This window comes from Paenibacillus sp. RC334, from assembly GCF_030034735.1.
GTDB lineage: Bacteria > Bacillota > Bacilli > Paenibacillales > Paenibacillaceae > Paenibacillus > Paenibacillus terrae_A.
Window position 1 is genome coordinate 4,789,557 of the sequence record NZ_CP125370.1, and the last position, 24,645, is coordinate 4,814,201.

The 24,645-nt window shown below is 48.1% G+C and carries 18 protein-coding genes and 1 pseudogene; all 19 read right to left on the reverse strand.

Annotated elements, in window-relative coordinates; genetic code table 11:
- Positions 1–6: 6 nt before the first annotated feature.
- Positions 7–984 (reverse strand): ubiquinol oxidase subunit II, encoded by a 978-nt coding sequence (gene cyoA, locus QMK20_RS22140; RefSeq protein WP_283653333.1) that lies wholly within the window; start codon positions 982–984, stop codon positions 7–9.
- A 367-nt stretch (positions 985–1,351) separates the two neighbouring features.
- Positions 1,352–1,600 carry a hypothetical protein gene (locus tag QMK20_RS22145; RefSeq protein ID WP_283653334.1) on the reverse strand — a complete coding sequence of 83 codons (249 nt, stop codon included), beginning with the start codon at positions 1,598–1,600 and terminating at the stop codon, positions 1,352–1,354.
- A gap of 216 nt (positions 1,601–1,816) precedes the next feature.
- Positions 1,817–3,163, reverse strand: coding sequence for a GH1 family beta-glucosidase (locus QMK20_RS22150; RefSeq protein ID WP_283653335.1), 1,347 nt, complete (start codon positions 3,161–3,163; stop codon positions 1,817–1,819).
- Positions 3,160–5,650: pseudogene (locus QMK20_RS27770) on the reverse strand (glycoside hydrolase family 95 protein). Before QMK20_RS27770 ends, QMK20_RS22150 begins: the two are co-directional and overlap by 4 nt.
- Positions 5,651–5,766: 116 nt before the next feature.
- Positions 5,767–7,461, reverse strand: coding sequence for an ABC transporter substrate-binding protein (locus QMK20_RS22160; protein ID WP_283653336.1), 1,695 nt, complete (start codon positions 7,459–7,461; stop codon positions 5,767–5,769).
- A 74-nt stretch (positions 7,462–7,535) separates the two neighbouring features.
- Positions 7,536–8,438 carry a carbohydrate ABC transporter permease gene (locus QMK20_RS22165; RefSeq protein WP_283653337.1) on the reverse strand — a complete coding sequence of 301 codons (903 nt, stop codon included), beginning with the start codon at positions 8,436–8,438 and terminating at the stop codon, positions 7,536–7,538.
- A 15-nt stretch (positions 8,439–8,453) separates the two neighbouring features.
- The gene (locus QMK20_RS22170) at positions 8,454–9,467 is read right to left on the reverse strand and encodes an ABC transporter permease (protein WP_283653338.1); all 1,014 of its coding nucleotides are present in this window, start codon (positions 9,465–9,467) and stop codon (positions 8,454–8,456) included.
- A gap of 265 nt (positions 9,468–9,732) precedes the next feature.
- A complete protein-coding gene (locus tag QMK20_RS22175; RefSeq protein ID WP_283653339.1) occupies positions 9,733–10,518 on the reverse strand; it encodes an ABC transporter ATP-binding protein in 786 nt (261 codons plus the stop codon).
- Positions 10,519–10,537: 19 nt separating this feature from the next.
- The gene (locus tag QMK20_RS22180; RefSeq protein WP_283653340.1) at positions 10,538–10,783 is read right to left on the reverse strand and encodes an ABC transporter ATP-binding protein; all 246 of its coding nucleotides are present in this window, start codon (positions 10,781–10,783) and stop codon (positions 10,538–10,540) included.
- A complete protein-coding gene (gene nikB, locus QMK20_RS22185) occupies positions 10,780–11,721 on the reverse strand; it encodes a nickel ABC transporter permease (RefSeq protein WP_283653341.1) in 942 nt (313 codons plus the stop codon). The genes QMK20_RS22180 and nikB overlap by 4 nt, the downstream gene beginning before the upstream one ends.
- Positions 11,718–13,229, reverse strand: a complete 1,512-nt coding sequence (gene nikA / locus QMK20_RS22190) for a nickel ABC transporter substrate-binding protein (RefSeq protein WP_283656330.1) — start codon at positions 13,227–13,229, stop codon at positions 11,718–11,720. The genes nikB and nikA overlap by 4 nt, the downstream gene beginning before the upstream one ends.
- Before the next feature lie 209 nt (positions 13,230–13,438).
- A complete protein-coding gene (locus QMK20_RS22195) occupies positions 13,439–13,855 on the reverse strand; it encodes a cupredoxin domain-containing protein (protein ID WP_283653342.1) in 417 nt (138 codons plus the stop codon).
- 130 nt (positions 13,856–13,985) lie between these two features.
- A complete protein-coding gene (gene cydC, locus QMK20_RS22200) occupies positions 13,986–15,806 on the reverse strand; it encodes a thiol reductant ABC exporter subunit CydC (protein WP_283653343.1) in 1,821 nt (606 codons plus the stop codon).
- Positions 15,787–17,586 carry a thiol reductant ABC exporter subunit CydD gene (cydD, locus tag QMK20_RS22205; protein ID WP_283653344.1) on the reverse strand — a complete coding sequence of 600 codons (1,800 nt, stop codon included), beginning with the start codon at positions 17,584–17,586 and terminating at the stop codon, positions 15,787–15,789. Before cydD ends, cydC begins: the two co-directional genes overlap by 20 nt.
- Positions 17,586–18,599, reverse strand: coding sequence for a cytochrome d ubiquinol oxidase subunit II (gene cydB / locus QMK20_RS22210; protein ID WP_283653345.1), 1,014 nt, complete (start codon positions 18,597–18,599; stop codon positions 17,586–17,588). Before cydB ends, cydD begins: the two co-directional genes overlap by 1 nt.
- Positions 18,586–19,992, reverse strand: a complete 1,407-nt coding sequence (locus QMK20_RS22215; RefSeq protein ID WP_283653346.1) for a cytochrome ubiquinol oxidase subunit I — start codon at positions 19,990–19,992, stop codon at positions 18,586–18,588. The genes cydB and QMK20_RS22215 overlap by 14 nt, the downstream gene beginning before the upstream one ends.
- 407 nt (positions 19,993–20,399) lie before the next feature.
- The gene (locus tag QMK20_RS22220; protein WP_283653347.1) at positions 20,400–22,040 is read right to left on the reverse strand and encodes a response regulator transcription factor; all 1,641 of its coding nucleotides are present in this window, start codon (positions 22,038–22,040) and stop codon (positions 20,400–20,402) included.
- Positions 22,033–23,823 (reverse strand): cache domain-containing sensor histidine kinase, encoded by a 1,791-nt coding sequence (locus QMK20_RS22225; protein WP_283653348.1) that lies wholly within the window; start codon positions 23,821–23,823, stop codon positions 22,033–22,035. Before QMK20_RS22225 ends, QMK20_RS22220 begins: the two co-directional genes overlap by 8 nt.
- 161 nt (positions 23,824–23,984) lie before the next feature.
- On the reverse strand, positions 23,985–24,566 hold the full coding sequence (gene def, locus QMK20_RS22230; RefSeq protein ID WP_283653349.1) for a peptide deformylase: 582 nt from the start codon (positions 24,564–24,566) through the stop codon (positions 23,985–23,987).
- Positions 24,567–24,645: the final 79 nt, after the last annotated feature.

A 24,645-nucleotide genomic window follows, 5' to 3' on the forward strand; every position in this document is an offset into this window, starting at 1 on the left:
AATCATTTAATTGTGTCCGCTCATATTCATATTACTCATGGTGCCTGTATCTTCAGTGCTGCCAGACTTGGAAGAACCTTCTGTGGATGCTCCGCCATGTCCGCCATGAGGATTAGGAGCTCCTTCCACTACATACTTGGTCACAATATCCTGGAACAAACCGTCTGGAATCGAAGAATACTCATCAGGCTGGGACAAACCTGGTTTTGCAAGCGCCAAATAGCCGTCCTTTGTCAGCGGTTTGGACTGCTTTTTAATGTTAGCGACCCAGTTTTTATACTCTTCATCCGACTGAACCTCTACATCAAAGCGCATTTGTCCAAAATGCTCACCGCTGAAGTTTGCGCCCGAACCAAAGTAAGTTCCTTCTTGATCAGCCTGCAAATGCAGCTTCATGGCCATGCCTGACATGGTGTAGATCTGGCCGCCCAATTGCGGAATCCAGAACGAGTTCATCGGCGCATCAGCAGTCAGCTCGAAACGGACCGGAACGCCTTTAGGAATGTGAATTTCATTGACTGTAGCAATACCTTCCTCCGGATACATAAAGAGCCATTTCCAGTCCAGTGCAGTTACTTGGATGGTTACTGGCTTTTGTGTGCTTGCCATTGGCTTGGAAGGCTCCAGCAAGTAGGTATATCTCGCAGTGATAACCGCAAGAATCAAGATGACAACAATCGGAATACTCCACCATACGGTCTCCAGTTTTTTACTGTCGTCCCAGTGGGGTTGGTACTTCGCCTTGTTATCCGGCGCGTCGCGATAACGCCAAATGATGAAAAAAGTCAAAAACATGACCGGTACAATTAGAAGTGCAGCCATAGACGTTGAAAGAATGATCAGCTCTTTTTGTGCTTGCCCAATAGGTCCTTTCGGATCGAAAACAACGTATTTTCCGCCAGCATAAAAACACGTCCAAATGAGCAATGCTACCGTGAGCACGGTCAAAACCAACGCAATAATCGCTTTTGGTTTTTTGTTCATGTTGTTCCCCTCTCCTTTAATAATAAATTACTCAAAACTTACGAACTCCTGTAATGTTGCCCCTATATAAGATATCAGAAAAGAGGGGACTTTTTTTATTGTTAACAGAATTGTCGATTATTTGTCCGTTTTTTGTGAAAAACCTCTCTAAAAATAAAATTTCTCTTGCAAATTCAAAATCTACTATTACTAAAAAGGTGACATAAGCCAAAACTATATCGAAGCATTCCAAGGAAGACAGACTGCTTGTAGCTGAAGTTTGTTCTTGCGATGTCAGGAAGCAAAAACGGGGCTCCAGACAGTTTATTGTTCCACACTGTACGAAGACCCACGTTGTTGTTTTTCTATAGATGTTTTTTCAGTTGTATTAACTGCGTCCCTTCTCCTGATCTTCCTTCTTGCGGGCAATGACCAGCCCTTTTCCGATCATATAAATAAAAAATCCGCCAACGACACATCCAATACCCACCATTAAATATATATTACGATCACTTAGATTACCTAAATTGAACAAAATAAGAATAACGCCTACAATCCAAGCGAGCCAGGCGATGACAGACACTGAGCGGCTCATTTGCTTTTCGTTCGATCCTGATTTTCTAAAATTCGAAGCCATATCCTCCACTCCCTCTGGTCTAAAATTGATGAAGCGCCCTCTTCGGGTATTTTTGTCAGTATGCACAATCCCTGTGATTATATTCTTAATCGCTTCACCATACTTTTAGCAACCTGCAATTCAACTTGGATATTATTACCCCAGAGAACTCGTTGTTCAAACAAAAGGGAGCGAAGACAGGCCAATGTCCGCTTTAGTATCAAAGTACATTTTCTTTTAACGTCTGGTCTCCAGCCAGTTGTTACTTACCACATTTCGATACCAATAGTAGCTTTCCTTGGGGGTGCGGGCCAGAGTGCGGAAATCGACATGAATCATGCCGAATCTCATATTATATCCTTCAGCCCATTCAAAATTGTCCATAAGCGACCATGCCATATAGCCTTTCACATGAAGGCCGTCATGAATCGCCCGATGTACCTGCACTAAATGCTGCTGCATATAGGAAATACGGCGGTCATCCTGAACCTTGCCATTCACAATCTCATCGTTGATACAAGCCCCGTTCTCTGTAATGTAAATGTCGATGTTGCCGTACTTTTGCAAATAATGCAGTACCTCATACAACCCGCGCGATTCCACCGGCCAGCCGATATCTGTCACAGGCAGCCCCATATTAATCTCTTCGGATTGAAGGAATCCAGCTTCGGGATTAAAACGATTGACGGACATAGCGTAGTAGTTTATACCGATCAGATCAATAGGTTCGCTAATAATGTCCATATCTCCTTCCTGAATAGGTACGGTAGCTCCTTGCTTAGCAAACCAATCTACCAGAAACTGAGGATACGAACCCTGATAGATGGGCTGGAGAAACCAGTCACTATGCAGGGAAACCGTACGCGCACACGCCGCTTTGTCTTCCTCGGAAGTGCTATAGGGCACAGCCCATGAGACATTCGGCGCTATGCCGATCTGACCGCTGGTGCCCAACTCGCGGAAACGACGTACAGATAGACCATGCGCAACCAGCAGATGATGCCCAACGTTGATGGCTGTCTGGAGATTTGTCAGACCAGGGGCATGAACTCCCAGCATATTGGATAAAAAAGCGATGCACCACGGCTCATTAAACGTCAGCCAATGGTGTATTTTTCCATGAAACTCACGGAACATCGTCTCCGCATACTGGACAAATGCCTGAATCGTGCGACGGTTCTCCCATCCTCCTGCATCTTGAAGTACCTGCGGCAGATCCCAGTGATACAGCGTACAAAACGGCTCAATTCCATTTTCGTTCAGCATATCTACTACGCGATGATAATAGTCCAATCCTTCTTGATTAACTTCACCGTCACCATTGGGGAATATACGCGGCCAAGATACCGAAAAACGATATGTACGAATACCCAGCTCCTTCATCAGCCGGATATCCTCTTCGTAGCGATGATAGCTGTCACAGGCTACATTCCCGTTATCTCCGTTGAACACCTTGCCAGGCGTATGGGCAAAGGTATCCCAGATGGACAAACCTCTTCCCTCCTCCTCATAGGCCCCCTCGATTTGATAGGCTGCTGTTGCCGTCCCCCACATAAAGTCCTGCGGAAATTGAAAAATGGTCATATTTGCTCTTCCTCTCCATCAATAATAATCGTTTGTCTGTCCGTTATTTCCTGCTCTTTGGTAAAATTCCATGACAAAATGAATCCTCCATGCTTCGGATCAGGCTGAGCCTGCCGAGCATCTGCGCTAAACGGATGAGCACTGCGAATCGTGCAGCGTCCCGTCGGGGCGGATGCGGTAAGTTCCGCGCGGACGAGCCGGGAACCGGACCATTCCATGCCAACCGTCATCCCGCCATGCCCCCGCAATCCGCTGACCCGCCCCTCAGGCCATGCAGAAGGCAGGGCAGGCAGCAAGGTCAGCTCACCCGGACGGCTTTGTAGCAGCATTTCCGCGATACCCGCCGTCGCTCCGAAGTTGCCGTCGATCTGAAAAGGCGGATGAGCGTCGAATAAATTGGGGTAGGTCGAGCGCGACAGCAACGTGCGAACATACCGATGCGCTGCTTCGCCATCCTCCAACCGCGCGTACAGGTTAATCAACCAGGCGCAGCTCCAGCCGGTATGACCTCCGCCATGATCGAGCCGTCGGCGCAGAGATATGCGGGCCGCCTCCGCCAGCTCCGGGGTATCGCGAACATGAATTTGTCGGCCAGGGTACAATCCATACAGATGCGAAACATGTCGATGTCCCGGCTCCGCTTCCTCAAAATCGGCAAACCATTCCTGTAACTGACCGTGACGACCGATCTGATAAGGCAGCAGGCGTTGCAGCGTTTCTTCACAGCGGTTGCGGAACTCATCGTCTAATTCCAGCAGCTCCGCAGCCTGAATGCAATTGCTCAGCAACTCCCGAATTAACGTCATATCCATCGTGGAGCCCATGGATATACTGCAATCCTCTCCGTCCGGAGTTTTAAATTTGTTTTCAGGTGATGTAGACGGAGAGGTCACTAGCCAGCCATCCGGGCCTTCCACGAGCCAATCCATACAAAAGGCGGCTGCTCCCTTCATCAGCGGATAAGCTTGCTCAGCCAAATAAGCCATATCCTGAGTAAACAGATAACGTTCCCATAAATGGGCGGTTAGCCAGACACCCCCCGAGCGGCCAAAAGGCCCAACTGGCATGGCCGCCTGACGGTCCGGCATACCTCCACACATCTACATTGTGATGGGCCGACCAGCCTTGCGCACCATAATGGATCGAAGCAACTCTGCGTCCCGTACGGCTGACTTCTCCAATCATGTGCAGCAAGGGTTCATGGCACTCAGCAAGATTGCATATTTCCGCCGGCCAATAGTTCATCTGGGTATTAATGTTAGTTGTATAATTGCTGTTCCACGGCGGCTGCACCCGGTCATTCCAGATACCCTGAAGATTGGCGGGCTGACTGCCTGAACGCGAACTTGCTATCAGTAAGTAGCGTCCATACTGAAACAACAGCACCTCCAAATCCGGGTCCGTCTGACCTTCGCGGTACTGCTCCAATCGCAAGTCAGTCGGAATTTGTCTTTTTGTCATTCGATCCGTCCCGATATCATTCCCAAGCTCTAACTCAACGCGGCCAAATAGTCCCCGATGATCTTGCTCATGCCGTCGCTTCACCTGCTCGTATCCAAGCGAGACTGCTTTATCCAAAGTAACTTGGCATACGCCTGTCGGTTCCGCTGCATCACTGTCCGGTTTAGTATCAAATCTCCGGAATCCGGTAGCTGCGGCTAAATACACCGTGAGTTTATCCGCACCCGATACACTCAGCACTCCGTCAGCATCCTCTGTCAGCGTCCCCCCCTCGGGGATAACCCGCGCCTGAACCGCAAAGGCCATCCCCAATTCATCCTCGTAAACAACCGACTGCGGATGATCCCCGCGATAATTTGACTCCACATGGCTGGGCGCTCGTCCGGTTAACGTAATTACGTCCCTCGTTGATTCATTAGATGGGCCATCTTCCTTGTGACTATCCCACGGGGATGAATCACCAAAATGTGCATCCTCGCCAGCCTCGGTTTCACAAGGATGCGGTGTAGTTATACGCACGATTGCATTGATCTTTCCAGGCCTATCCGCAGTCAGCGATACCATGATAATTCCATCTGGTGCACTGGCGATGACTTTACGAGTATAACGGATACCCCCGTTATGAAAAATGACCGCAGCCGTTCCGGTGGTCAAATCCAATTCGCGTTCATACTCCACAATTTCCCCAAGTCCCTGCTGTGTAATCCACAAATCTCCCAAAGGCTGATAAGCCTCCGTATCCCGCCCCAGCATATTCGTATTGATCAGATGCTCAGCATCCTTGTATTTTCCGTCCGCAATCAGTTCCCTGACAGGCTTCAAATATCTCAATGCATTATACTGAACGCCATCCCTGGGAAATCCGGACCAGAGCGTATCCTCGTTTAATTGCAAACGCTCCTCCCCGATCCCGCCAAAAACTATCGCGCCCAGCCTCCCATTGCCGACAGGCAATGCTTCCTCCCACACCTTAGCAGGCTGGTGATACCATAAACGCAGGGATTTCTGCTTTTCGCGTTGTCTCACATCAAACCCTCCCCCATTGAGATCAAACAGAGCGCCAATCCCGTATGAACCACAAGGACAAGCGCTCCGTCACTCCGACAACCCATCATTTTGTTGCGCCTCGTTAAGTCAGCTCGCTATTTAGAAGCCTTGCCGCTCCACAATTCCACTCTGTCCTTCACCAATTGAGTATATTGTTGCTCCATTTGTACCGCTCCGGCGGCATCCAGCTCTTTAATCATGTTGTCGTATATCGTATCAAAATTGGAAGCCGGAGCTAAAATAGCTTCCGGTATACGTTTGCGGATAATATCTGTCGTTTTTTTGAAGGTGACGTTATAGTTGGATTCATTGTCTGTCGTCAGGTTATAGGCTGCGCCCCAAGGCTTTACATCAAATTCTTTCTTGTCCGGGAACAGTTCTTTCCACGTTTTTACGCCATACGCTTTAAGTGATTCTTTCTCCGGCTCCGAATAAGCCGCGATAATTTGCTCCGGGAATTTGGCAGTGTAGTAGTTACCCGTAGGGTCCTTCACTCCGTCGCCATAGTGTCCGCTGAGTAACGTGTACAATTCTATTCCAGTGGATTTATTGAAGTTGGTTGCATTATTCGTTTTTTGCTCCAATACATCAGCCGGGATGACGCGTTTGCCGTCTTTGGTCTCATAATGCTTGCCTTCGATGCCCCAGTTCACTAGCACCTGTCCTTCATCGGATGCTAAATAATCAAGGAATTTAATAGCCCGCACCGGGTCCTTGCAATTTTCCGTAATACCTACACCATAACCGGACGTGAAACCCGTATCCTGAAAAGAACGATCCTTGTATTCCTCGGAAAGTGTAACTGGAAAATGGGCGTAACTGGAATCGGCCTTGCCTGACGCTTTTAACGCATTTTCGGCATCCTGATAACCCCACTCCTGGTCGATCAGACCGAGGACACGACCGCTGGCAATTTTGGATTTGTATTGATCACTTTTTTGCACAAACGAATCTTTATCCAGCAACCCTTCATTGTACATGTGGTTCAACCAACGGAAATATTCCTTTTCTTCTGGACGTTTATAATGAAGTTGGGCTTCAAATGTTTTGGGATCAATAAAATATTCACCATCATCCGGCGCTCCAGTCGTCTGGAAGGCAGGATTCGTTACGGTAATCATAATTCTCCAGTCATCTGCATCCAGCGTGAGAGGGATCGTTTTTTTGCCATTGATCGTCGGATGCTTGGCTACATAGGTTTTGAGTACGTTTTCATAATCCTGTAGCGTTCTTACCTTTGGATAACCTAACTCCTTGAGCACCTTATGCTGAATTTCAAATCCCCCCGTCGCGTCAAAACTCTCCTGTCCCACACCTGCATACGTAGGAAGGACATAGATGGATTGATCTTTATTACTGTATTTCAAACGATCCATATAGGGTCCGTATAGCTTTTTGAGATTGGGTGCGTGATTATTGATCAGATCTGTCAGATCAATCATGGCCCCCGCATCCACGAGCTTGCTAATATTCGCTTTAGGAGAAACCAAGTCCGGGTATTCTCCACTTGCTGCCATCAAAGCAATTCGGTCATCTCCACCTCCGCCGCTGACATCAAATTCCGCATTCAAGGTTACACCTGTTTTCTTGGTGATTTCCTTGCCTATTTCATCCTTCATTCCATTCCATTGCGGGCTTGTATCTGCTCCGAAGAAGCTAAACGTAATCGGGTCTGTGCCGCTGGATGTACCTTCCTTTGCTGCTTTATCGCTTCCCCCACAACCTGCGAGTGTGGTAAGTGACACCGCGAGCAAGGGAATTAGTGCAAATCTAGACCAGTGTTTTTTCATGTATAAATCCTCCTATATTCATATGATGACTTAGCCTGCAAATAACTGTTGCTTTACACTCAGGATTCTGGCTTTTATGATTTCACCGCTCCCAGCGTCATCCCGCCTACAAAATACTTTTGCAGGAACGGATATACCATCAGAATGGGAAGTGTAACCGTAATTGTAATTGCCATTTTAATCGACTCTGGTGAAATTTGAGCCATTTGCTTAGCCATATCGTTACTATTCGCCATACTGGAGCCGCCTTGCTGCGTACTTTGCAGTATCTTCATCAGCTCATACTGCAGCGTCGTCCATTGTGGCGCCCCACCATTATACAAATACGTATCAAACCAAGCATTCCACTGACCTACTGCCAAAAAAAGAGCAATCGTTGCCAATACTGGTTTGCACAGCGGCAAAATAATTTTCCAATAAATTGTAAAATCATTCGCACCATCCAGCTTGGCAGACTCCTGTAGCGCATACGGCAAACCATCCATAAAGGAACGAATGACAAACACGTTAAATGCGCTAATTAAGCCTGGAAAAATGTACACCCAAAATGAACCCAGCAGATGCAGATCCCGCATCAAAATAAACACGGGCACCATCCCGCCGGAAAAATACATCGTCAACGCCAAAAACGTAGAAATAAACTTACGAGCGCGAAACTCGACCCGACTCAATGTAAAAGCAAGCATAGACCCGCATATCAATCCGAGTACCGTCCCGACCAAAGTACGAAGAATAGATATTTGCAGACCCTGAAGAAGGCCATCGTACTGGAAAATTGTTTTGTAATTTTCAAGCGTAAATTGGCGGGGCCATATATAAATACCGCCGCGAACCGTGTCCGTTGAATTGTTCAGGGAAATCGCAAGTACGTTCAGAAACGGGTACAGCGTCAACACCACGATTAGAGCCATGAGGATATAGTTGAACAGGTCAAACAGCTTTTCAGACCGAGTAGCATTAAATGCCTTATTCGTCATTTCGCATCTCCCTCCCTACATGATGCTTTCTTTGGTCAGTTTTTTGAATATGCCATTTGCCGTAAACAACAGCAGGATGCTGACCAGTGAGTTGAAAATACCAATTGCCGTCCCGTAAGAGAAGCGGCCCAAATTAATCCCGTAATTCAGCGCATACAGATCCAGCACCTCGGAATAATCCGTCACGAGACTATTGCCAAGCAAGAACTGCTTCTCAAAACCGTTGCTCACCAAATGTCCAATCGCCATAATGAACAGAACAGCAATCGTCGAACGGATACCTGGCAGCGTAATATGCCACATCTGTCTCCAGCGGCTCGCCCCGTCCACACGCGAGGCTTCATACTGCTCCTGGTCAATTCCGGTAATGGCGGCTAAATAAATAATCGTATTCCAGCCTGTCTCTTTCCATATATCGGAAGCGGTTACAATGTACCAGAACCAGCTCCCCTTCGCCATGAACTGAATCGGCTCATCCACAATATGAAGCGCTATCAATAAATCATTAACAATTCCTCCGTCAATGGACAGCATTTTCGTAACCAATCCGGCGACAACCACCCAGGATACAAAATGCGGGAGGTAGGATATCGTCTGCACAAATCGTTTGAACAGCATCCCCCGTAGCTCATTTAGCAGAATGGCAAAAAAGATCGGTACAACAAAACCAAATACAATACCCATCAGGCTCATCGCCAGCGTATTGCGTAATACAAGATAAAATCGTTCATCCTGAAATAGCTCAATAAAGTTATTCAGCCCTACCCATTTCTGGTCCGAAAAAGATTTGGCCGGCTTATAATTTTGAAACGCCATCGTCCAGCCCCACAGCGGAAGATAACTGAAAACAAACACCCATATGACGAAAGGAATGGACATAAAATAAAGGTACTTTTGTTGCTTTACACTGTCCCACAAGCCTTTTTCTCCACGCCCGCGCTTCGGCCCGCGTACCTTGCGCAGTCTGCCCCGGTTAGACTCAGGAATCGTAGCACCAGCATTGGAAGCGGTTTCAGTTGATGATTCCATAGCAAGCTCCTCCTTGTATATAGTTACTATTATCATACTTTGCTGGCTTGAAAGCGGATACCCAACGAATTAGGAGAAAAATCAGTTCAAAATTAGATATATGGGGAGGGAGTTGAAAATTACGTTCGTGCCACTACGTATGCGGATGGTGCTTCCCATCGCTGTTGCTTGTACAGCACCATTCCGCCTGCTCCGTTTTCCGTGTGAATTTTCAAGTTAAATTATAGAATACAAAAAGACCAGCAATGTAAGCTGGTCAAACCTCTCAATCATATTCTGCAACTAATTGGCGGGTGTACAGATGTCTGTCGGGAGCAAACAGTTCCTCCTTTACAAACTCGTCCACCAAACGGCCTTCGTGCATGACTAGCACCCGGTCACACATATATTGCACCACAGGTAGGTCGTGGGAAATAAACAGATACGAAAATCCCAGCCTCCCCTGCAACTCCTTGAGCAAGTTTAGCATTTCTGACTGAATTAAGGTATCCAGGCTGGATGTTGGTTCATCCATAATAATGAGTGCAGGCTCCACGCTGATAGCTCTTGCCATGCAAAGCCGTTGCTTTTGTCCACCGCTGATTTCATGAGGATATCTATCCAGCAATCCAGGTGATAAGCCCACAATTTCCAGCAATTTCACTGCTATTTCTCTTCTGTCTGAACCACAGTCTTTCAAAAAAGATGGAACCTTTCGTTCCAGTTGATCCAGTGGCTCCATGACGGATTCCAGTAAACGAAACCTTGGATTTAGCGCCGCAGAGGGATTTTGAAATACGGCCTGCATCTGTCCTTTATAACGTTTTAACGACTGCCTGTTGCCTGCTTGAACGGGTGTTCCCTGAAACCGGATTGTTCCTCGATCTATAGCTTGCATAAGCATAATACAGCGTGCCAAGGTGCTTTTTCCACTGCCGCTTTCTCCGATCAGCCCCACACATTCACCCGCTCGAATCGTCAACGATACCCCGTCAAGCACTTGTCCCTTTTTGCGGTAAGATTTATGAAGGTCCTGCACGACTAAAAGTTCAGGTTCAAGTATCTGGTTCATAAAGATGTTACCGCCCTCTCTATATGGACTCATGCACGGATTTCATTGATGGGCGCAAGGATGGAATAGCTTCAATCAGCCTTCGGGTGTAGGGCTGTTTCGGGTTGTTCAACAATGGCAATGTGTTCCCCGTTTCCATAAGCTGGCCTTCACGCATCACAGTGACTTGATCGGCGTAGCGCTTGACGTTTCTCAGGTCATGCGAGATGAACAGTGCAGCTATTCCACCTATAAACAACCATAAAGGAAGTCGGGATGTACTCAATGTCCTCCCTCCTTCAAGCGGATTTCAGGGTTCACGTATCCCACCGTTACATCCGTCATCACGTGAAGCAGCATAATGACAGCACCCATAAATAAAATGTATCCCTGAATCATCGGGTAATCCCGGTTATGAATAGCTTCTACAATAAACTTTCCCAGACCCGGATAGGCGAATATCGTTTCTACCACGACACTTCCCCCCAGCAAGTTTCCCACACTGACGCCAAACATAGTCACTACGGGAGTCAGGCTATGGCGACACGCATGCAACCAAAAAATACGCTGCCTTCCAATCCCTCTGGACCTTGCACCCAGAATAAAATCCTGACTCAAGCTGTTTAACAGGCTGGAACGAATAAGACGTACATATACCGCAGCCATCGTAAGTCCCAGTGTCAGCGAAGGAAGCACCAGATGCATCAAAGTACCGTTCCCCATGGCTGGAAAGATCGACCACCTTACCGAAAATCCCTCAATAAGTAAAAGTCCTAGCCAAAAGCTGGGAATCGATGCTCCCATGATCGCGAGCACCCGGCTGACTCGATCAATCCACTTCTTGGGATATAAAGCTGAACAAGCGCCCAACGGTACTGCAACTCCGACCAACACCACAATGGAGGTAAACGTCAGAAGAAGCGTCGCAGGCATCCTCGTCCATATTTCTTCTACGACCGGACGATGTGTCATGTAGGAAGCTCCCAAATCCAAACGAATGAATTTCGAGAGCCATTCCCCATATTGCACGATAACCGGCTCATTCAGCCCCATGATCTCCCTTTGGATCTCCACTTGCTCGTTCGTAACCGCCACATCATCCACACGCAGCAGTAGTCGCACCGCGTCTCCCGGAGCAAGCTTGATTCCCGCGAAGCTGATGAGCGACAGAAGAAAAATAAACAGGAAAAACTCGATCAGCCTTTTCCCAAGCATTTGAATCATTTGGCTTCAACATCCAACTGGTTGGTAAGCATGTAATATTCGCTTTTGCTGGTTACCCAGTTTTTCACACGGTCTTTGTAAACAACCAGCGTGTTCGGATGCACCAGATAGGAATAGTACGTCTGCTCATGAATTCTCGTGAGCGCTTGAGATATTAGTTCATTCCGCTTTGCTGTATCTACGGTTTGATCTAACTGGTAAATCAATTTATTTAACGACTCATCGTTTATTTTTCCATAATTCAGCGTTCCATCTGGCAAAAACGATACATTCAAAAAGTAGCTGGCATCACCGCGAGGTGCAATCAACGGACTGTACATACCGAGATCCCAAGTCGTATCGTTCATCAAATAGTCTTCGTAATTTTCAACCTGCTCAATTTGCAGCGTAATGCCCAATTGCTTGGCTTCCGATTGCAAAGCTTGTGAGAAGATTGGGAACTCGGCTCTGGATGCATAAGTGACCAGTTTTAAGGTTAACGGCTTCCCGTTTTGCGTTACTTTGCCATTGTCCACCTGAAATCCGGCTTCCTTAAACCACTTGAGCGCTTCTTCAGCCCCGGTTTTGCGGGTTGGATATTCCGGTACAAACGGGAAATCCGGTAAAAATGGACCTTGCGCCACTGTAGCCTGTCCGCCCATAATAGCGTCCTTTAGTTCCTCACGGTTAACCAAGGCATCAAATGCCTTACGCAAATTCGCATTTTGGAACAAAGGCCTTTTCGTGCTAAAAATCAATTCATGTGTACGCAAGCTAACCACTGAATCCAGCTTGAGCTGGTTGTCTTGCTTCATTTTGTCCATGCTTTCAACAGGTGGGCGATAGACGATATCTGCATCACCGGATAAAATGGCGGATAAACGTGCATTCGCATCCTCGTTAAAAGCAAAAACCGCCCGATCCAGCTTGGCCGCCCCACTCCAATATGCATCATAGCGGGTAAGCTTTAATGATGTGCCTGCGGTGAAGGATTCTACTTGGAAAGGCCCTGTACCGATTGGCTTTTTATCCGGATCGGCTGCTTCTGTATCCAGAATGGCTGTATTGGGATGAACCAGTTCGGATGGGAACTGAGGGAATGGTTCTTCCGTCACCACATGCAGCGTTTGACCGGAGGCTTTCATGGATTTAATTCGCAATACCTGCTTAACCCCCGGATTCAGCTCTATTGAGCGTTCCAACGATTGCTTAACCGTCTCTGCGGTGAGTTTTTTTCCGTTTTGAAAGGTTACACCGTCACGAATCTGAAACTCCCAGTTTTGCCCGTCTTTACTCGACCATTGGGTAGCCAGCCATGGCTGGATTTTTACGTTCTCGTCCAGTTTAACCAACGTTTCTACGACACCTGCTCTTAACGGAGTATAATCCAGACCGGGATCAACGGTCTGACTAGCAAAGTTAAACAGAAAGGTCAGCTCTTTCTTTGGCTGCTGTGTTGCTTGCGTTGAACCCTCTTGAGGGCCAGAACAAGCAGCCAGTAAGACTACGGTCAAAAGCATACATACCATTGGGATAAACCTGTGTTTATTCATATTTCCCCTTCATTTCTCTATCGTTTCCTTCCATCTTACCTACCTTTGGCTTGTCATGACCTGGCCCACTTGAGCCATATATGCCTTATAACCTTGAACATTTTGTGACTATTATTATAGATACCTTGTATTAAGGCAAAAAAAATAGCCTCCCGGCAAAAATGTGCTGGAAAGCTGGTATTGATTTATTTTACCGTGATCGTCCCATAGAACATGTACATACCGCAGTTATACTCATATACACCCGGTTTCAGGTCCTTGACAGTAAAATAGTTATTTTCGTGGTCCATAAAGACGTCCATTCCAAGCTTCAACGATTGTACTTCATCTATGCAAGTAAAGGATGTCGATCTCTTAAAATTAATTTTAGTCGGGACACCAGCTTTTATTTCAATATTTTTAGGATAAAAACCGTCTCCCTCTACATTGACCGTAGCAATTTCATACTTGGCTTTGTCCGGCTCTTCTTGAACGGTTTTAGGTTGGCTAGCCGGAAAAGACGACACGCTCCCCTGAAAATAAAACAAGACAAACCCGCCCACGATCAGCGCTACAAAGCCAATCAGCATCAAGTGCCAATGCTTAGAGATAAATGTTTTCATTCAGATCATTCCCCTCCAGTTGACCGTTCGTGTGAAGCACGCCAACTCTAACCAGTATACAAAAGTTAACCAAAATTTAAAATACTTTATTCGAGCTATGTTGCACCGAAGCTTGATCTTCTCTACTTCTTTACAGACCGGGATGATCCAGCTCATACAGGTTGCGGTATCGGGGTTGCTCCTGCCAGAGCTGCTCGTGACTGCCTCGCATGGATATGCCACCCTGCTCCATAAAGATCACCTCGTCCATATGCTCCATTCCGGTCAGATGATGTGTAATCCAGATGAGCGTTTTGCCCTCCAGCACACGAAACATCGTCTGCATCAGTTCCTGCTCTGTCAGCGGATCGAGTCCTACGGTTGGTTCATCCAGCAGAACAATGGGGTGATTCTGAAGCAAAATCCGCGCCAGTGCAATTCGCTGTCTTTCTCCACCGGAAAAGCGTAGGCCCGTTTCCTGCATCCGAGTGTCATAGCCATCTGGCAAGGAATCAATCAGCGTTCCCAGACCCACCTGCTGCGTTACTGCACGAACCTCTTCCAACGTAGCATCGGGCCGCGCCAACCGAATATTGTTCGCTACCGTTGTATCGAACAAATACGGTTGCTGGTTTAACACTGCAAACAGGCTGGAATACGCCCCGCCTGTATACACGGGCGCACCTGCGACAGTGACGCTCCCTTCATCCGGCTGCAATGCACCCTGAATCAGATTCAGCAGGGTGGACTTACCCGCACCGCTACGACCAAGCAGTGCAACCTTACCCCCTTGCGGCACACGCAGGAAAATATCGCGCACGCTCCATTCTTGCGTTGCTGTATAGCGGTAGCTCACGTTGTTCAGCAGCAGTTCACCTGCGTTGCCCGATCGCTGGGCGGTAACATGTTCCGCCTCTATTTTATCTACTATGCCTCCTGCTGCTTGCCGCCCTGTATGCACAGAAGCCGAGGTCGAAAACGGTACAGATGCGGCAGTTGTAGGTGTATGTTTTTCCGAATCTTTCAACCGTCGTAGTGAATCTTGATACTCCGGCGCATGGACCACCGCTTCTCCAGCGCGGACGAAGGCATCCAGCAATGGAAAAGCAACAAGCGCAAAGGACGCCAGCCATGTTGCCTCTATGCGGTTCTCTGCTACCAGCCCTCCAGCCCATATGGTCATCATCACAATTCCGCCACCTACGACGCACTGTGCGATCCAATGAGAGCGCCATTCGCTTCGCCGAAGTGAATTTTCTACTACAGCAGCCTTGTTTTGCCGTTGGGTGAAGGAAGCCAGAAAATGTCCAGTCCGACCGCTCAGCACCAGATCACTCATGCCGAACAATGCATCGGTCAGCTCCTGATAGGCTGTGCTCCGTTCCTGCTTGAACGTTCGTCGTTTAGCGAGCGAGGTCCACAGCGAGATGGCCGGGGCGATAAAAAGTAAAAATCCGCAATACAGTGCCATCATCAAGGCAAAGGTTCCGTCCATCCATCCGAGTGCTGAAATCCCCAGAGCATAGATGAGCAACGCCGATATCGCAGGCAGAACCAGCTTCAAATATATGTTTTGAAGCTGCTCAATATCCTCCGCCAGCAAACCCAACAGATCCCCTGTGCGAAACTTGCTTCGAATCATAAGCGCTTGCGGTTCTACTGCCCGATACAGCCGCACCCGCATACGGGACACGAGACGCAGCGCGGCATCATGCCCCACCAACCGTTCCAGATACTGAATGACCGCTTTACTAAAACCAAACGTTCGTACAAGCACAATCGGAACGTACACCATCAATATATTTTCCGGTTTTAAAGCCGAACGGGTAATCAGGTGACCGGACGTAAAGAGCAATGCGCCTGCACATCCAATTGCCAGAGCGCCCAATAGCGCCGCAGCCAGAAAGGCCCAAAAATATTGTCTCAAATAAAATACAAACCAGCCTTGGCCGCTATTGTCCGTGGCTCTCATATCTTCCGTCCCCTCCTTCCGTCATTCCCGTCAGCAAACGGTAATATCCTCCCTTACGGGCAACCAGTTGCTTATGTGATCCTGCTTCCTCCAGACGACCTTGATTCATCATCCAGACACAGTCCATATCCGGCATCCAATGGAGTCGATGAGTCGCGAGAAACACTCTTTTATGTTGCAAAACAGATAAAATCGTCTGTTTTAGCTCCCATTCCGTCTCGATATCCAAATGTGCAGTCGGCTCGTCCAGCAAAATAACCGGACGATTACTCAGCAAAGCACGCGCCAACGCTATCCGCTGCGCCTGTCCTCCACTCAGCGTCCGGCCCGCTTCACCAATCGGCTCATCCAATCCATTCGGAAGACCATCCACCAGCTCACGCAGTCCAACCGCGTCAATCGCCCATTCCACTTGCTCGTTGGATGCCTCCGGTTCATAAAACCGGATATTATCCGCCAAGGAAGCGCTGAACAGGTACGGATGCTGCGGAATATAGGCAATATGTCGCTGCCATTCGGCTTTGGTATCACCAGCCAATGCCCACCCATTCACGTTCAGCTCACCCGACGTCGGTTCAGCGAAGCCTCCAAGCAAACTGAGCAGCGTTGTTTTGCCTGCACCGCTGGCTCCGACGATGCCGATCATATTCATATGCGACTCAACACTCGCGGATATGTGGTCAAGTCGTGCGGAACCGTCCTCATTAAGAAGGCATATATCCGATAGCCTGATCGTATCCTGTCCTGTGATATTTAGGGCATTGCCGTCACCCTTAGCATTGTCTGTGCGGCCACTCCCCGTAAGGATATCCACGGAATCTGTTTGCTGAGCCGCTTCATTCTCTGTACCGCGAATGGAGCGCATCGCGCCCCAAGCCTCCTTGCCATCCAGTGAGGCATGATAGTCCGATCCCAACTGGCGTACAGGCATAAAATATTCCGGTGCCAAAATCAGTACCGCAAGTGCCGCTTCCAGTCCCACCGATCCGCTAATCAGACGCAAGCCCAAGCCTACCGCCACAAAAGCGACCGACAGCATACTAAAAAAATCGAGCGCAAAGGAGGACAGGAACGCGACCCGCAGTGTACGCATCGTAGCCGTGCGGTACTGGTCGCTGACCTTCCCGACCGTTTCTCCATGCTCCCGGCTACGGCCCAAAAACCGTAGCGTCTGTAGGCCGCGCAACGAATCCGTGAAATGATGCGACAATAGGCGATAGGAGCGCCACTGTTTATCTGCCTGCTTCCGCGCCGCCAAGCCCAGCAGGATAAAGAAGCCAATCAGGATGGGCATCGTAGCCGTCAAAATCACACCTGAAATTACATCCAATGTGAAAACAGACACGAGCACAAGTATCGTCACACACATCATGTCAATCATACGAGGAATGGACAGTTCCAAATACGTGCGAAAACGATCCACTCCATCCAGCGCCAACGTCACCAGCTTGCCGCTGCCTTCCTTGGCAGCAAAAACAGGTCCTCGCTCGAACAAACGAGCAAGCAGACGCTCCCGCAAGGAAGCGCCTGATGCTTCGGCAAAGCGGCCTGCTGTCCGGCGTTGCAGCCAGATCATCGTATGCCTCGCCGCAAAAGCCGCGAAAAACAACGCCAGTGACGGCCAAGCCATCACCAGCGGATGTTTATCAAATAAAATCGTTATAGCCTTCGCCAAAAAGATCGCTTGCACAATCACAGCGGCCCCCTGGGCCAGGGAAAGGGCGGCCAGCAGCAGCATTACCGGCCGAATGCCCTTTAATCCAAACCATGCTTTATCCATTAGTATTCCAAATGGTCCTTTTCACTGAGACGCTTATGGAAAACAAAGTAGCTCCACGCCTGATAAGCCAGCACAAAGGGTAAAAGCGTTGCTGCAACAATCGTCATGGCTTTCAGGGTGTAATGACTGGAGCTTGCATTATATATCGTCAAATCAAATGCACTGTTGATCGAGCTCACCATAAATCTCGGGAACAAGCCGACGAACAACGAAACGAATGTCAGCAAAATGATAGCTCCCGTCATCCCGAAGGCCCAACCTTCGCGGCGTTGTTTCAGGAAATACCATGACAGCACATAGGCGACGATCCCCACTGCAACTGCAGCGTACATATAAGGGCCACGACGTGCGAATAAGTCTGTTGCAAAATAAGTCCATACCACCATACCCGCGAGCAAAACACCTAATATCGGAAGAAATTTTGACGCAATCACACGAGCACGATCCCGTACTTCTCCAATCGTCCGCAGAGAAATAAACGTTAGCCCATGCATCAGGCACATCCCAACCACGGTCAGTCCAATCCATACCGTATATCCGTTAAACACATCGGAGAATCCGGCTTTCAAGTCCATGTTTTGCTGAATAGGTACACCCTTTACCAAAGCCGCAAAAGCCATACCGAACAGCATCGGCGGCAGAAAGCTACCCATCAGAATGCAGGCATCCCACGTCCCTGTCCACCATTTCCCTTCTGCCTTACCCCGGAACTCAAAGGAAACTCCGCGTAAAATCAAACCAAGCAGAATAAATACAAATACTAGATAATATCCGCTGAACATGGTCGCATACCAGTGCGGGAAAGCCGCGAACATCGCACCTGCTGCTGTGATCAACCATACTTCGTTAGCATCCCAGAATGGACCAATCGTATTGATCATCAAGCGTTTTTGCTGATCATTACGCGGTACCAGACCTGTAGCCATACCCACGCCAAAATCAAAGCCCTCCAGGAAGAAGAAGCCGGTAAACAGCACAGCAATTAATAAGAACCACAAATCATTTAACGACATTGGTGTCACCCCCTTGAGCAAATGGATCATGGATTACCGTTTCCTGATGTGGTTCGATATCCGGACCTTTGCGAGCCGTACGGACAAACAGGAACGCCAGCACACCCGTTAAAATTAAATACAATGCGGTAAACGAGATCAGTGAGAACAGCACTTCCCCTGCCACAACGGTAGGCGAAACGGAATCTTTGGTTTGAAGTAAACCAAAGACCGTCCAAGGCTGACGCCCCACTTCTGTCATGATCCAACCCGCAGTATTTCCAATGAATGGAAGAGATATACCGAGCATCATCAACCGGAAGAACCAACGATGCGAACCCTCCAATTTTTTACGGAATGTCAGATAGGCTCCATACAAAGCAAGTACAATCATGGCACATCCGGCTGCAATCATAATGCGGAAGCTCCAAAATGTAGTACGTACCGGCGGAATATAATTACCGGGGCCGTAGGCTTTTTCGTATTGTGCCTGAAGCTCATTCATCCCCAGTACCGCGCCGGACAGCTTATTATAGGACAGCAAACTGAGCGCATAAGGAACCTTAAATTCAAAGCTGTTTTCTTTCTTTTCAGGGTCAATGCCTGCAATAACTGTCCAAGGGGCCGGGTCACTACTGTTTTCCCATAACCCTTCACTGGCAGCCATTTTCATTGGCTGTGTTTCCACCAAATATTGAGCCTGTCCGTGACCAAACATCGGGATTAACATCGAACTAATCAATGCAACAATAATACTTACTTTGAAAGAAGGCTTGAAAAAGTCCAGATTCTTTTTGTGCATCAGCTTCCATGCGCTAATACCTGCCACGAGAAAAGCCCCTGTCGCAATGGCTGCAAACAATGTATGTGGAAACTCCCATAACAGTTGTTCGTTCGTCAACAGAGCGAAAAAATCTTTCATTTCTGCGCGACCGTTATGAATCTCGTATCCTACCGGACGCTGCATGAATGAGTTGGCTGCCAAAATCCACAGGGCGGACAGCATCGTACCAATGGATACCAGCCACATACAGGTTAAATGGACTGCTTTGGACAGCCGTTCCCAGCCGAATACCCACAATCCGATAAAGGTTGATTCCAGGAAAAAGGCAAGCAGTGCCTCAATCGCCAGCGGCGTACCGAACACATCACCGACAAAACGGGAGAAGTCAGACCAGTTCATCCCGAACTGGAACTCCTGCAAAATCCCGGTGACCACGCCTACTGCAAAGTTAATCAGCAAAAAAGTTCCCCAGAATTGAGCCATTTTTTTGTACAAATCATTTTTTTTGATTACATACATGGTCTCCATAATTGCCACCAGCAACGACAATCCAATGGAGATCGGCACATAAACAAAGTGAAGAATTGTTGTGGTTGCAAACTGCAACCGTGCCAATTCTAATACGTCCATGATGTTATTCCTCCCCCTGCGCTTCTCTTAAGAATGAATGTTAATAATTGGGTTCTGAAGCCTCCCTTCATCCTTGTGATAGTATTCACATTATTACATATGGAACGATCACTTTTTATGAATAGCCCCCTCAGGCATCTTCATTACGGAATCTCATGATCCGGCTTCAGAATATCATCATTATATAGAATAGGTTTGAATGAAATAGAATCGAAAGTGTGAACATCGTGTCAAAGCTGTGTCGTAATGATGGCGAATTTATGAAAACAACTCAAATCTTCTAGTTAGTGTGACATTTTCGATTGATCTGTCTGATTTTTTTCCAAGCAAAAAGCCTCTCTTCGTCCGGAGACTTTTGCTCCGACATCCGCAAGAGAGACTTCATCAATTTAACCCACGGGAATCCATCAACTGCCATCCGTCCCTCTGTTCTTCTGAACCCGACTACGATAAGAGGAAGGCGACATCCCCGCATATTTTTTGAATTTGCCGTGAAAATAATCGGCATTGGCATATCCGACACGTCCTGCCACCTGATGCACCCTGATTCCCTGTGCAAGCAATTCCCTTGCCCGCTCGATCCTCACCTTGTCCAGATAGGCGTTAAAAGCTTCGCCCGTATGGCTTTTGAACAATTTGCCCAAATAGCCGCTGTTGTAATTAAACATATCCGCCAACAGCTCCAAGCGCAAATTCTCATCATAATGACTATGAATGAAATCAATCAATTGTTTCATGATCGTTTCCTTACCACCTGGATCGGTCTGACCAATCCATTGCAGCACATGCTCCATTGACCGATCCACCAGCTCTCCCAAGGTTGAATAGGCATATACATCCGTAATCAAGCGGGAATGCTCTTCCAGCACCGTACGGCTCTGTTCCTGTCCAGCCGCATACTTGTTCAGCGCCAAGGTAAATGTCTGTGCAAACGCCGCCTTGATTTCAGCCTCTGAACGATAGATCTGTGGAAATTGGACCTCCATTTCCTTCAATACACGTATTGCAGCTTCACGATTGGACATATCCAGCGCGTAGTACAGCTTCTCTGCATAACGCATGGGGTCTGATGCTTTGTCAGTCGTTTCGCACATTTCCTCGTCCGAAGTTTCCAAATCGTGCAGGTCACTGGTAAGCATCACCCTTTCCGCACGGAACAGGAAAGTACGCTCCAGTAGACGCAGCGCCTGTTCAAAAGAACTCGAAATATCATGAAGTCTCTCCACCGGATCACCAGCAGCTACGTATATTTTCGTTGCCCACGGCTTTAGCGCCTGTCGCCAGGAAGCCAGCAATCGAACAGCATTTTCTTCTGTGTCCACCGTGGAGGGAAGTAGCAAGCCTGTATATATTCCTGCCTCGAATACAATCCCCCTGCCCTGCTCCCCGCACATTTCCGTTAGCCGCAGCTTTGCTGCCGACTGCCGAGCTTGCCGATCCCAGTCGGGTATCCGAAGATCCAGCAGTACGACCTGATAGCTTCTCCAATCCAAAGAGGGTGGCGCCGGATGCTGGCCATGATGTTCAGCTTGCTCCGTTCCTCCGTGGAGAGGGTCGCTGTGTTCCAATGCACCACGATTAGCCCGATCTTCCTGAACCGGAAACAGCAGGATTTCGATCCAATCGCTCTCATGGGCAGGCGGGTTCCCCCACTTGCCGTCTTCTTTTTCGCTCTCAATGCTTCGCCTTACCCGTTTCAGCTCTGTCGTCATTTCTTCTTCGTCCACAGGCTTCAATAAATAACCATCCACGCCAAAGCCCATCGCCTGCCGCGCATAATCAAAGTCCGCATATCCACTTAAAATGAGAAAATGAAAAGGCTCGCCGTTCATTTCGCGTATGCTCCGTATGACCTCCAGCCCGCTCATCCCCGGCATACGAATATCAACAATGACCAGCTCCGGCCGGTGCTCCTTAAATTTATCCAATGCCTCGCGCCCGTTCCCTGCGGTATCTACAATATGAAAGCCGCAGTCTCTCCAATCAATAATGGAGGTTAATCCTTCACGAATCGCAGGCTCATCATCCACAATCATCGCTTTATACATTCGACCCCTCCTCCTTGGGTATTGAAAAGGTTACGGTTGTTCCTGCCTGCGGTACGCTCTCCATGTGCAGACCACAATGTTCACCATACATCAGCGTCAGACGCTGGTGAACATTGCGCAGACCAATACTGCTCCCTTCCGGCTCTTCCGTGCCTGTGATACGGTCAAGCAGACGGGCCAACTGTTCTGCCTCCATGCCAACTCCATCGTCGGCTACTTTTATTTGCAACTCTCGCAGCTCCATCGAAATATCGACTTTCACGGTAACCGGTTCTTCCTTGTTTTCCAGGCCATGAATAACTGCGTTCTCCACCAGCGGCTGTATAATTAATGGAGGAATGGACATTTCCTCAGCGCTTTCTGCCAGATTCACTTCATAGACCAAACGATTTCCAAACCGAAACTGCTGAATTTGTAAATAGGATCGCACCATATCCAGTTCCTGACGCACTGTCGTTTTACCGCTGCCAATCTCCAGATTCCGCCGCATCAATCGGCCAAGCAAACGCACCGTCGTTGCAATCTCGGCTTCCCCGTTCAGATGCGCCTTCATTCGAATAGACTCCAGCGCATTAAACAGGAAGTGCGGGTTAATCTGACTGGCCATCATTTTCAGCTTGATATCCTTTTGTGCCATTTCGAGCCTGTTGTTTTTCTCACTCGCTTCATACACTTGCCCCATCAACTGGCGGATGCTGGCAACCATATAGTTGAAGCGACGGGACAAGTCCCCGATTTCGTCCATCCCCTCCACGCTCGACACGACATGGAAATCCCCTGCAGCCACCTTACCCAGCTCATAACTCAATCGCTGTAGCCGTTTGGTGATCAGCCAGGAAATCATCGTAATCAGAATCAAAGCCATGACCAGCACCGCAAGAACACACAATGCGCCGATCAAGCTGATTCGGTTCGCTCCCTGTACAATGTGTTCCGTCGAAAACACCGAAATAATCGTCAATCCGCTCACACTTGAGGCTGGCAGCAGCTCATCCACAATAATGTTCGAGGATTTCCCGTTTATTTTTGCTTCATATATCCCCTTACCCCTACCCTGTACATCAAAGCCCAAATGCAAATCCGTCAATGTTTGACCCACGGACTGTGTATGGGTAGCCGCGACCACAATTCCGTTACGATCCACAATCAACGTTTCAAACGGCTCCTTGCTGAGCATATGGTTCAGCTCCGTCTGACTCAGTGCAATCATCAGAACTCCCTTGGTATTGTATTCGGGAAAGGGAATTTGCCTCACCAGACTCAGCCGATTAACCGGGTTGTCCTCTTTATCCTGAATATAAAACCAGTTAATCGCCGTCCCCTTCAAGGCCGTCTCGAACCACTTCTGCTGCTCAATGCCAGAATCTACAGGGACAAATTCCAGATTATTAACAAGCGTCGGATTATACGAATAAAACCGGATGGTCGCAATCTCTCTATACTGCTGTACATACTCATTAAAGTCTTTGTATTGATGATACGCATTCATCAGCTCTACCATGCCCGAATAACGGCGATTCGCCATCTCCCTCAGCCTTTTATCGAACATCAGCCCATTTGAAATATCCGTGGGTACGCGCAGTAAATTCGCAGTCTGGCTCTTGATCTTTTCCACATTGTTCACCGTTTGGGCAATCGCACTGTCCAAAGCCTGCTCCCGCAAATAAAACGTGACACAGCCGCCCACCACCAGCACCGGGATCATGACAATCAGCACGTAGGAGAACAGCAGCTTATTTCGCATACGCATATTATTCATCAGATGTCGAACTCCACGATACATGCCATCCCCCCGTTAGATAAGCGCTTACATTAATATGTATTACTTACTCACCGCATCACGATATACATGATTTCAGTTTAAAGCTTCGCAACATCTATATCTATATTTTTTGCAAAATAAAAATGTGGCGAACGGAGTCACCACACTTTACGGATCATGAACTATTCACGCACAAAAGGTTCGATATGCACACCCTGCGGCAGCTTTTGAGGATCGTCCGGGTTAATACGGTCATAGAACATAATGCCATCCAAATGGTCCATCTCGTGCTGTACCACAATCGCCGGATAGCCTTTGAAAGTCAGCAGTTCCTGCGTTCCGTCCGGCAAATTGGCCTTAATGCGAATTTTTTCATAACGCGGGACATATCCGGGTATGTAACGATCCACTGACAAGCAGCCTTCGCCCTGTTCCAAATAAATCATGGACGTCGAGTGGCTGACCAGCTTCGGATTAAACAGCGCATACTCAACCGTTTTGTCTCCATCCTGATAATAGACAGCACACATTCTTTTGTTCAGACCTACCTGATTGGCTGATAATCCCACACCCGGACGCAGATCATAACGGGTTGCCAGCTCTTCATTTTGACTATTTTTCAGATAATCCATCATCCACCGCATCTGTTGAAGATCCTCTTCACGCAGCGGCAAGCATACCGGATCAACCTTCGTACGCAAAATCGGTTCCCCTTCGCGCACGATATCCTTCGTGAGAAGCATGTCCATTGGTTGATTGCTCATTCGTCAGCCTCGATTCTACTGCAAGTTTTATCCCATAAATTATATCTATTCATGAAATGAATTGTCAAAAAGATAAACA

Excerpts from the sequence above, each read along its gene's own strand:
- def (WP_283653349.1), bottom strand. The coding sequence starts at position 24,566 with ATGAGCAATCAACCAATGGACATGCTTCTCACGAAGGATATCGTGCGC.
- cyoA (WP_283653333.1), bottom strand. The coding sequence starts at position 984 with ATGAACAAAAAACCAAAAGCGATTATTGCGTTGGTTTTGACCGTGCTC.
- nikA (WP_283656330.1), bottom strand. The coding sequence starts at position 13,229 with ATGGTATGTATGCTTTTGACCGTAGTCTTACTGGCTGCTTGTTCTGGC.
- QMK20_RS22195 (WP_283653342.1), bottom strand. The coding sequence starts at position 13,855 with ATGAAAACATTTATCTCTAAGCATTGGCACTTGATGCTGATTGGCTTT.
- cydD (WP_283653344.1), bottom strand. The coding sequence starts at position 17,586 with ATGGATAAAGCATGGTTTGGATTAAAGGGCATTCGGCCGGTAATGCTG.
- QMK20_RS22160 (WP_283653336.1), bottom strand. The coding sequence starts at position 7,461 with ATGAAAAAACACTGGTCTAGATTTGCACTAATTCCCTTGCTCGCGGTG.
- cydB (WP_283653345.1), bottom strand. The coding sequence starts at position 18,599 with ATGTCGTTAAATGATTTGTGGTTCTTATTAATTGCTGTGCTGTTTACC.
- QMK20_RS22165 (WP_283653337.1), bottom strand. The coding sequence starts at position 8,438 with ATGACGAATAAGGCATTTAATGCTACTCGGTCTGAAAAGCTGTTTGAC.
- QMK20_RS22220 (WP_283653347.1), bottom strand. The coding sequence starts at position 22,040 with ATGTATAAAGCGATGATTGTGGATGATGAGCCTGCGATTCGTGAAGGA.
- QMK20_RS22225 (WP_283653348.1), bottom strand. The coding sequence starts at position 23,823 with ATGTATCGTGGAGTTCGACATCTGATGAATAATATGCGTATGCGAAAT.
- QMK20_RS22175 (WP_283653339.1), bottom strand. The coding sequence starts at position 10,518 with ATGAACCAGATACTTGAACCTGAACTTTTAGTCGTGCAGGACCTTCAT.
- nikB (WP_283653341.1), bottom strand. The coding sequence starts at position 11,721 with ATGATTCAAATGCTTGGGAAAAGGCTGATCGAGTTTTTCCTGTTTATT.
- QMK20_RS22215 (WP_283653346.1), bottom strand. The coding sequence starts at position 19,992 with ATGGACGTATTAGAATTGGCACGGTTGCAGTTTGCAACCACAACAATT.
- QMK20_RS22145 (WP_283653334.1), bottom strand. The coding sequence starts at position 1,600 with ATGGCTTCGAATTTTAGAAAATCAGGATCGAACGAAAAGCAAATGAGC.
- QMK20_RS22170 (WP_283653338.1), bottom strand. The coding sequence starts at position 9,467 with ATGGAATCATCAACTGAAACCGCTTCCAATGCTGGTGCTACGATTCCT.
- cydC (WP_283653343.1), bottom strand. The coding sequence starts at position 15,806 with ATGAGAGCCACGGACAATAGCGGCCAAGGCTGGTTTGTATTTTATTTG.
- QMK20_RS22150 (WP_283653335.1), bottom strand. The coding sequence starts at position 3,163 with ATGACCATTTTTCAATTTCCGCAGGACTTTATGTGGGGGACGGCAACA.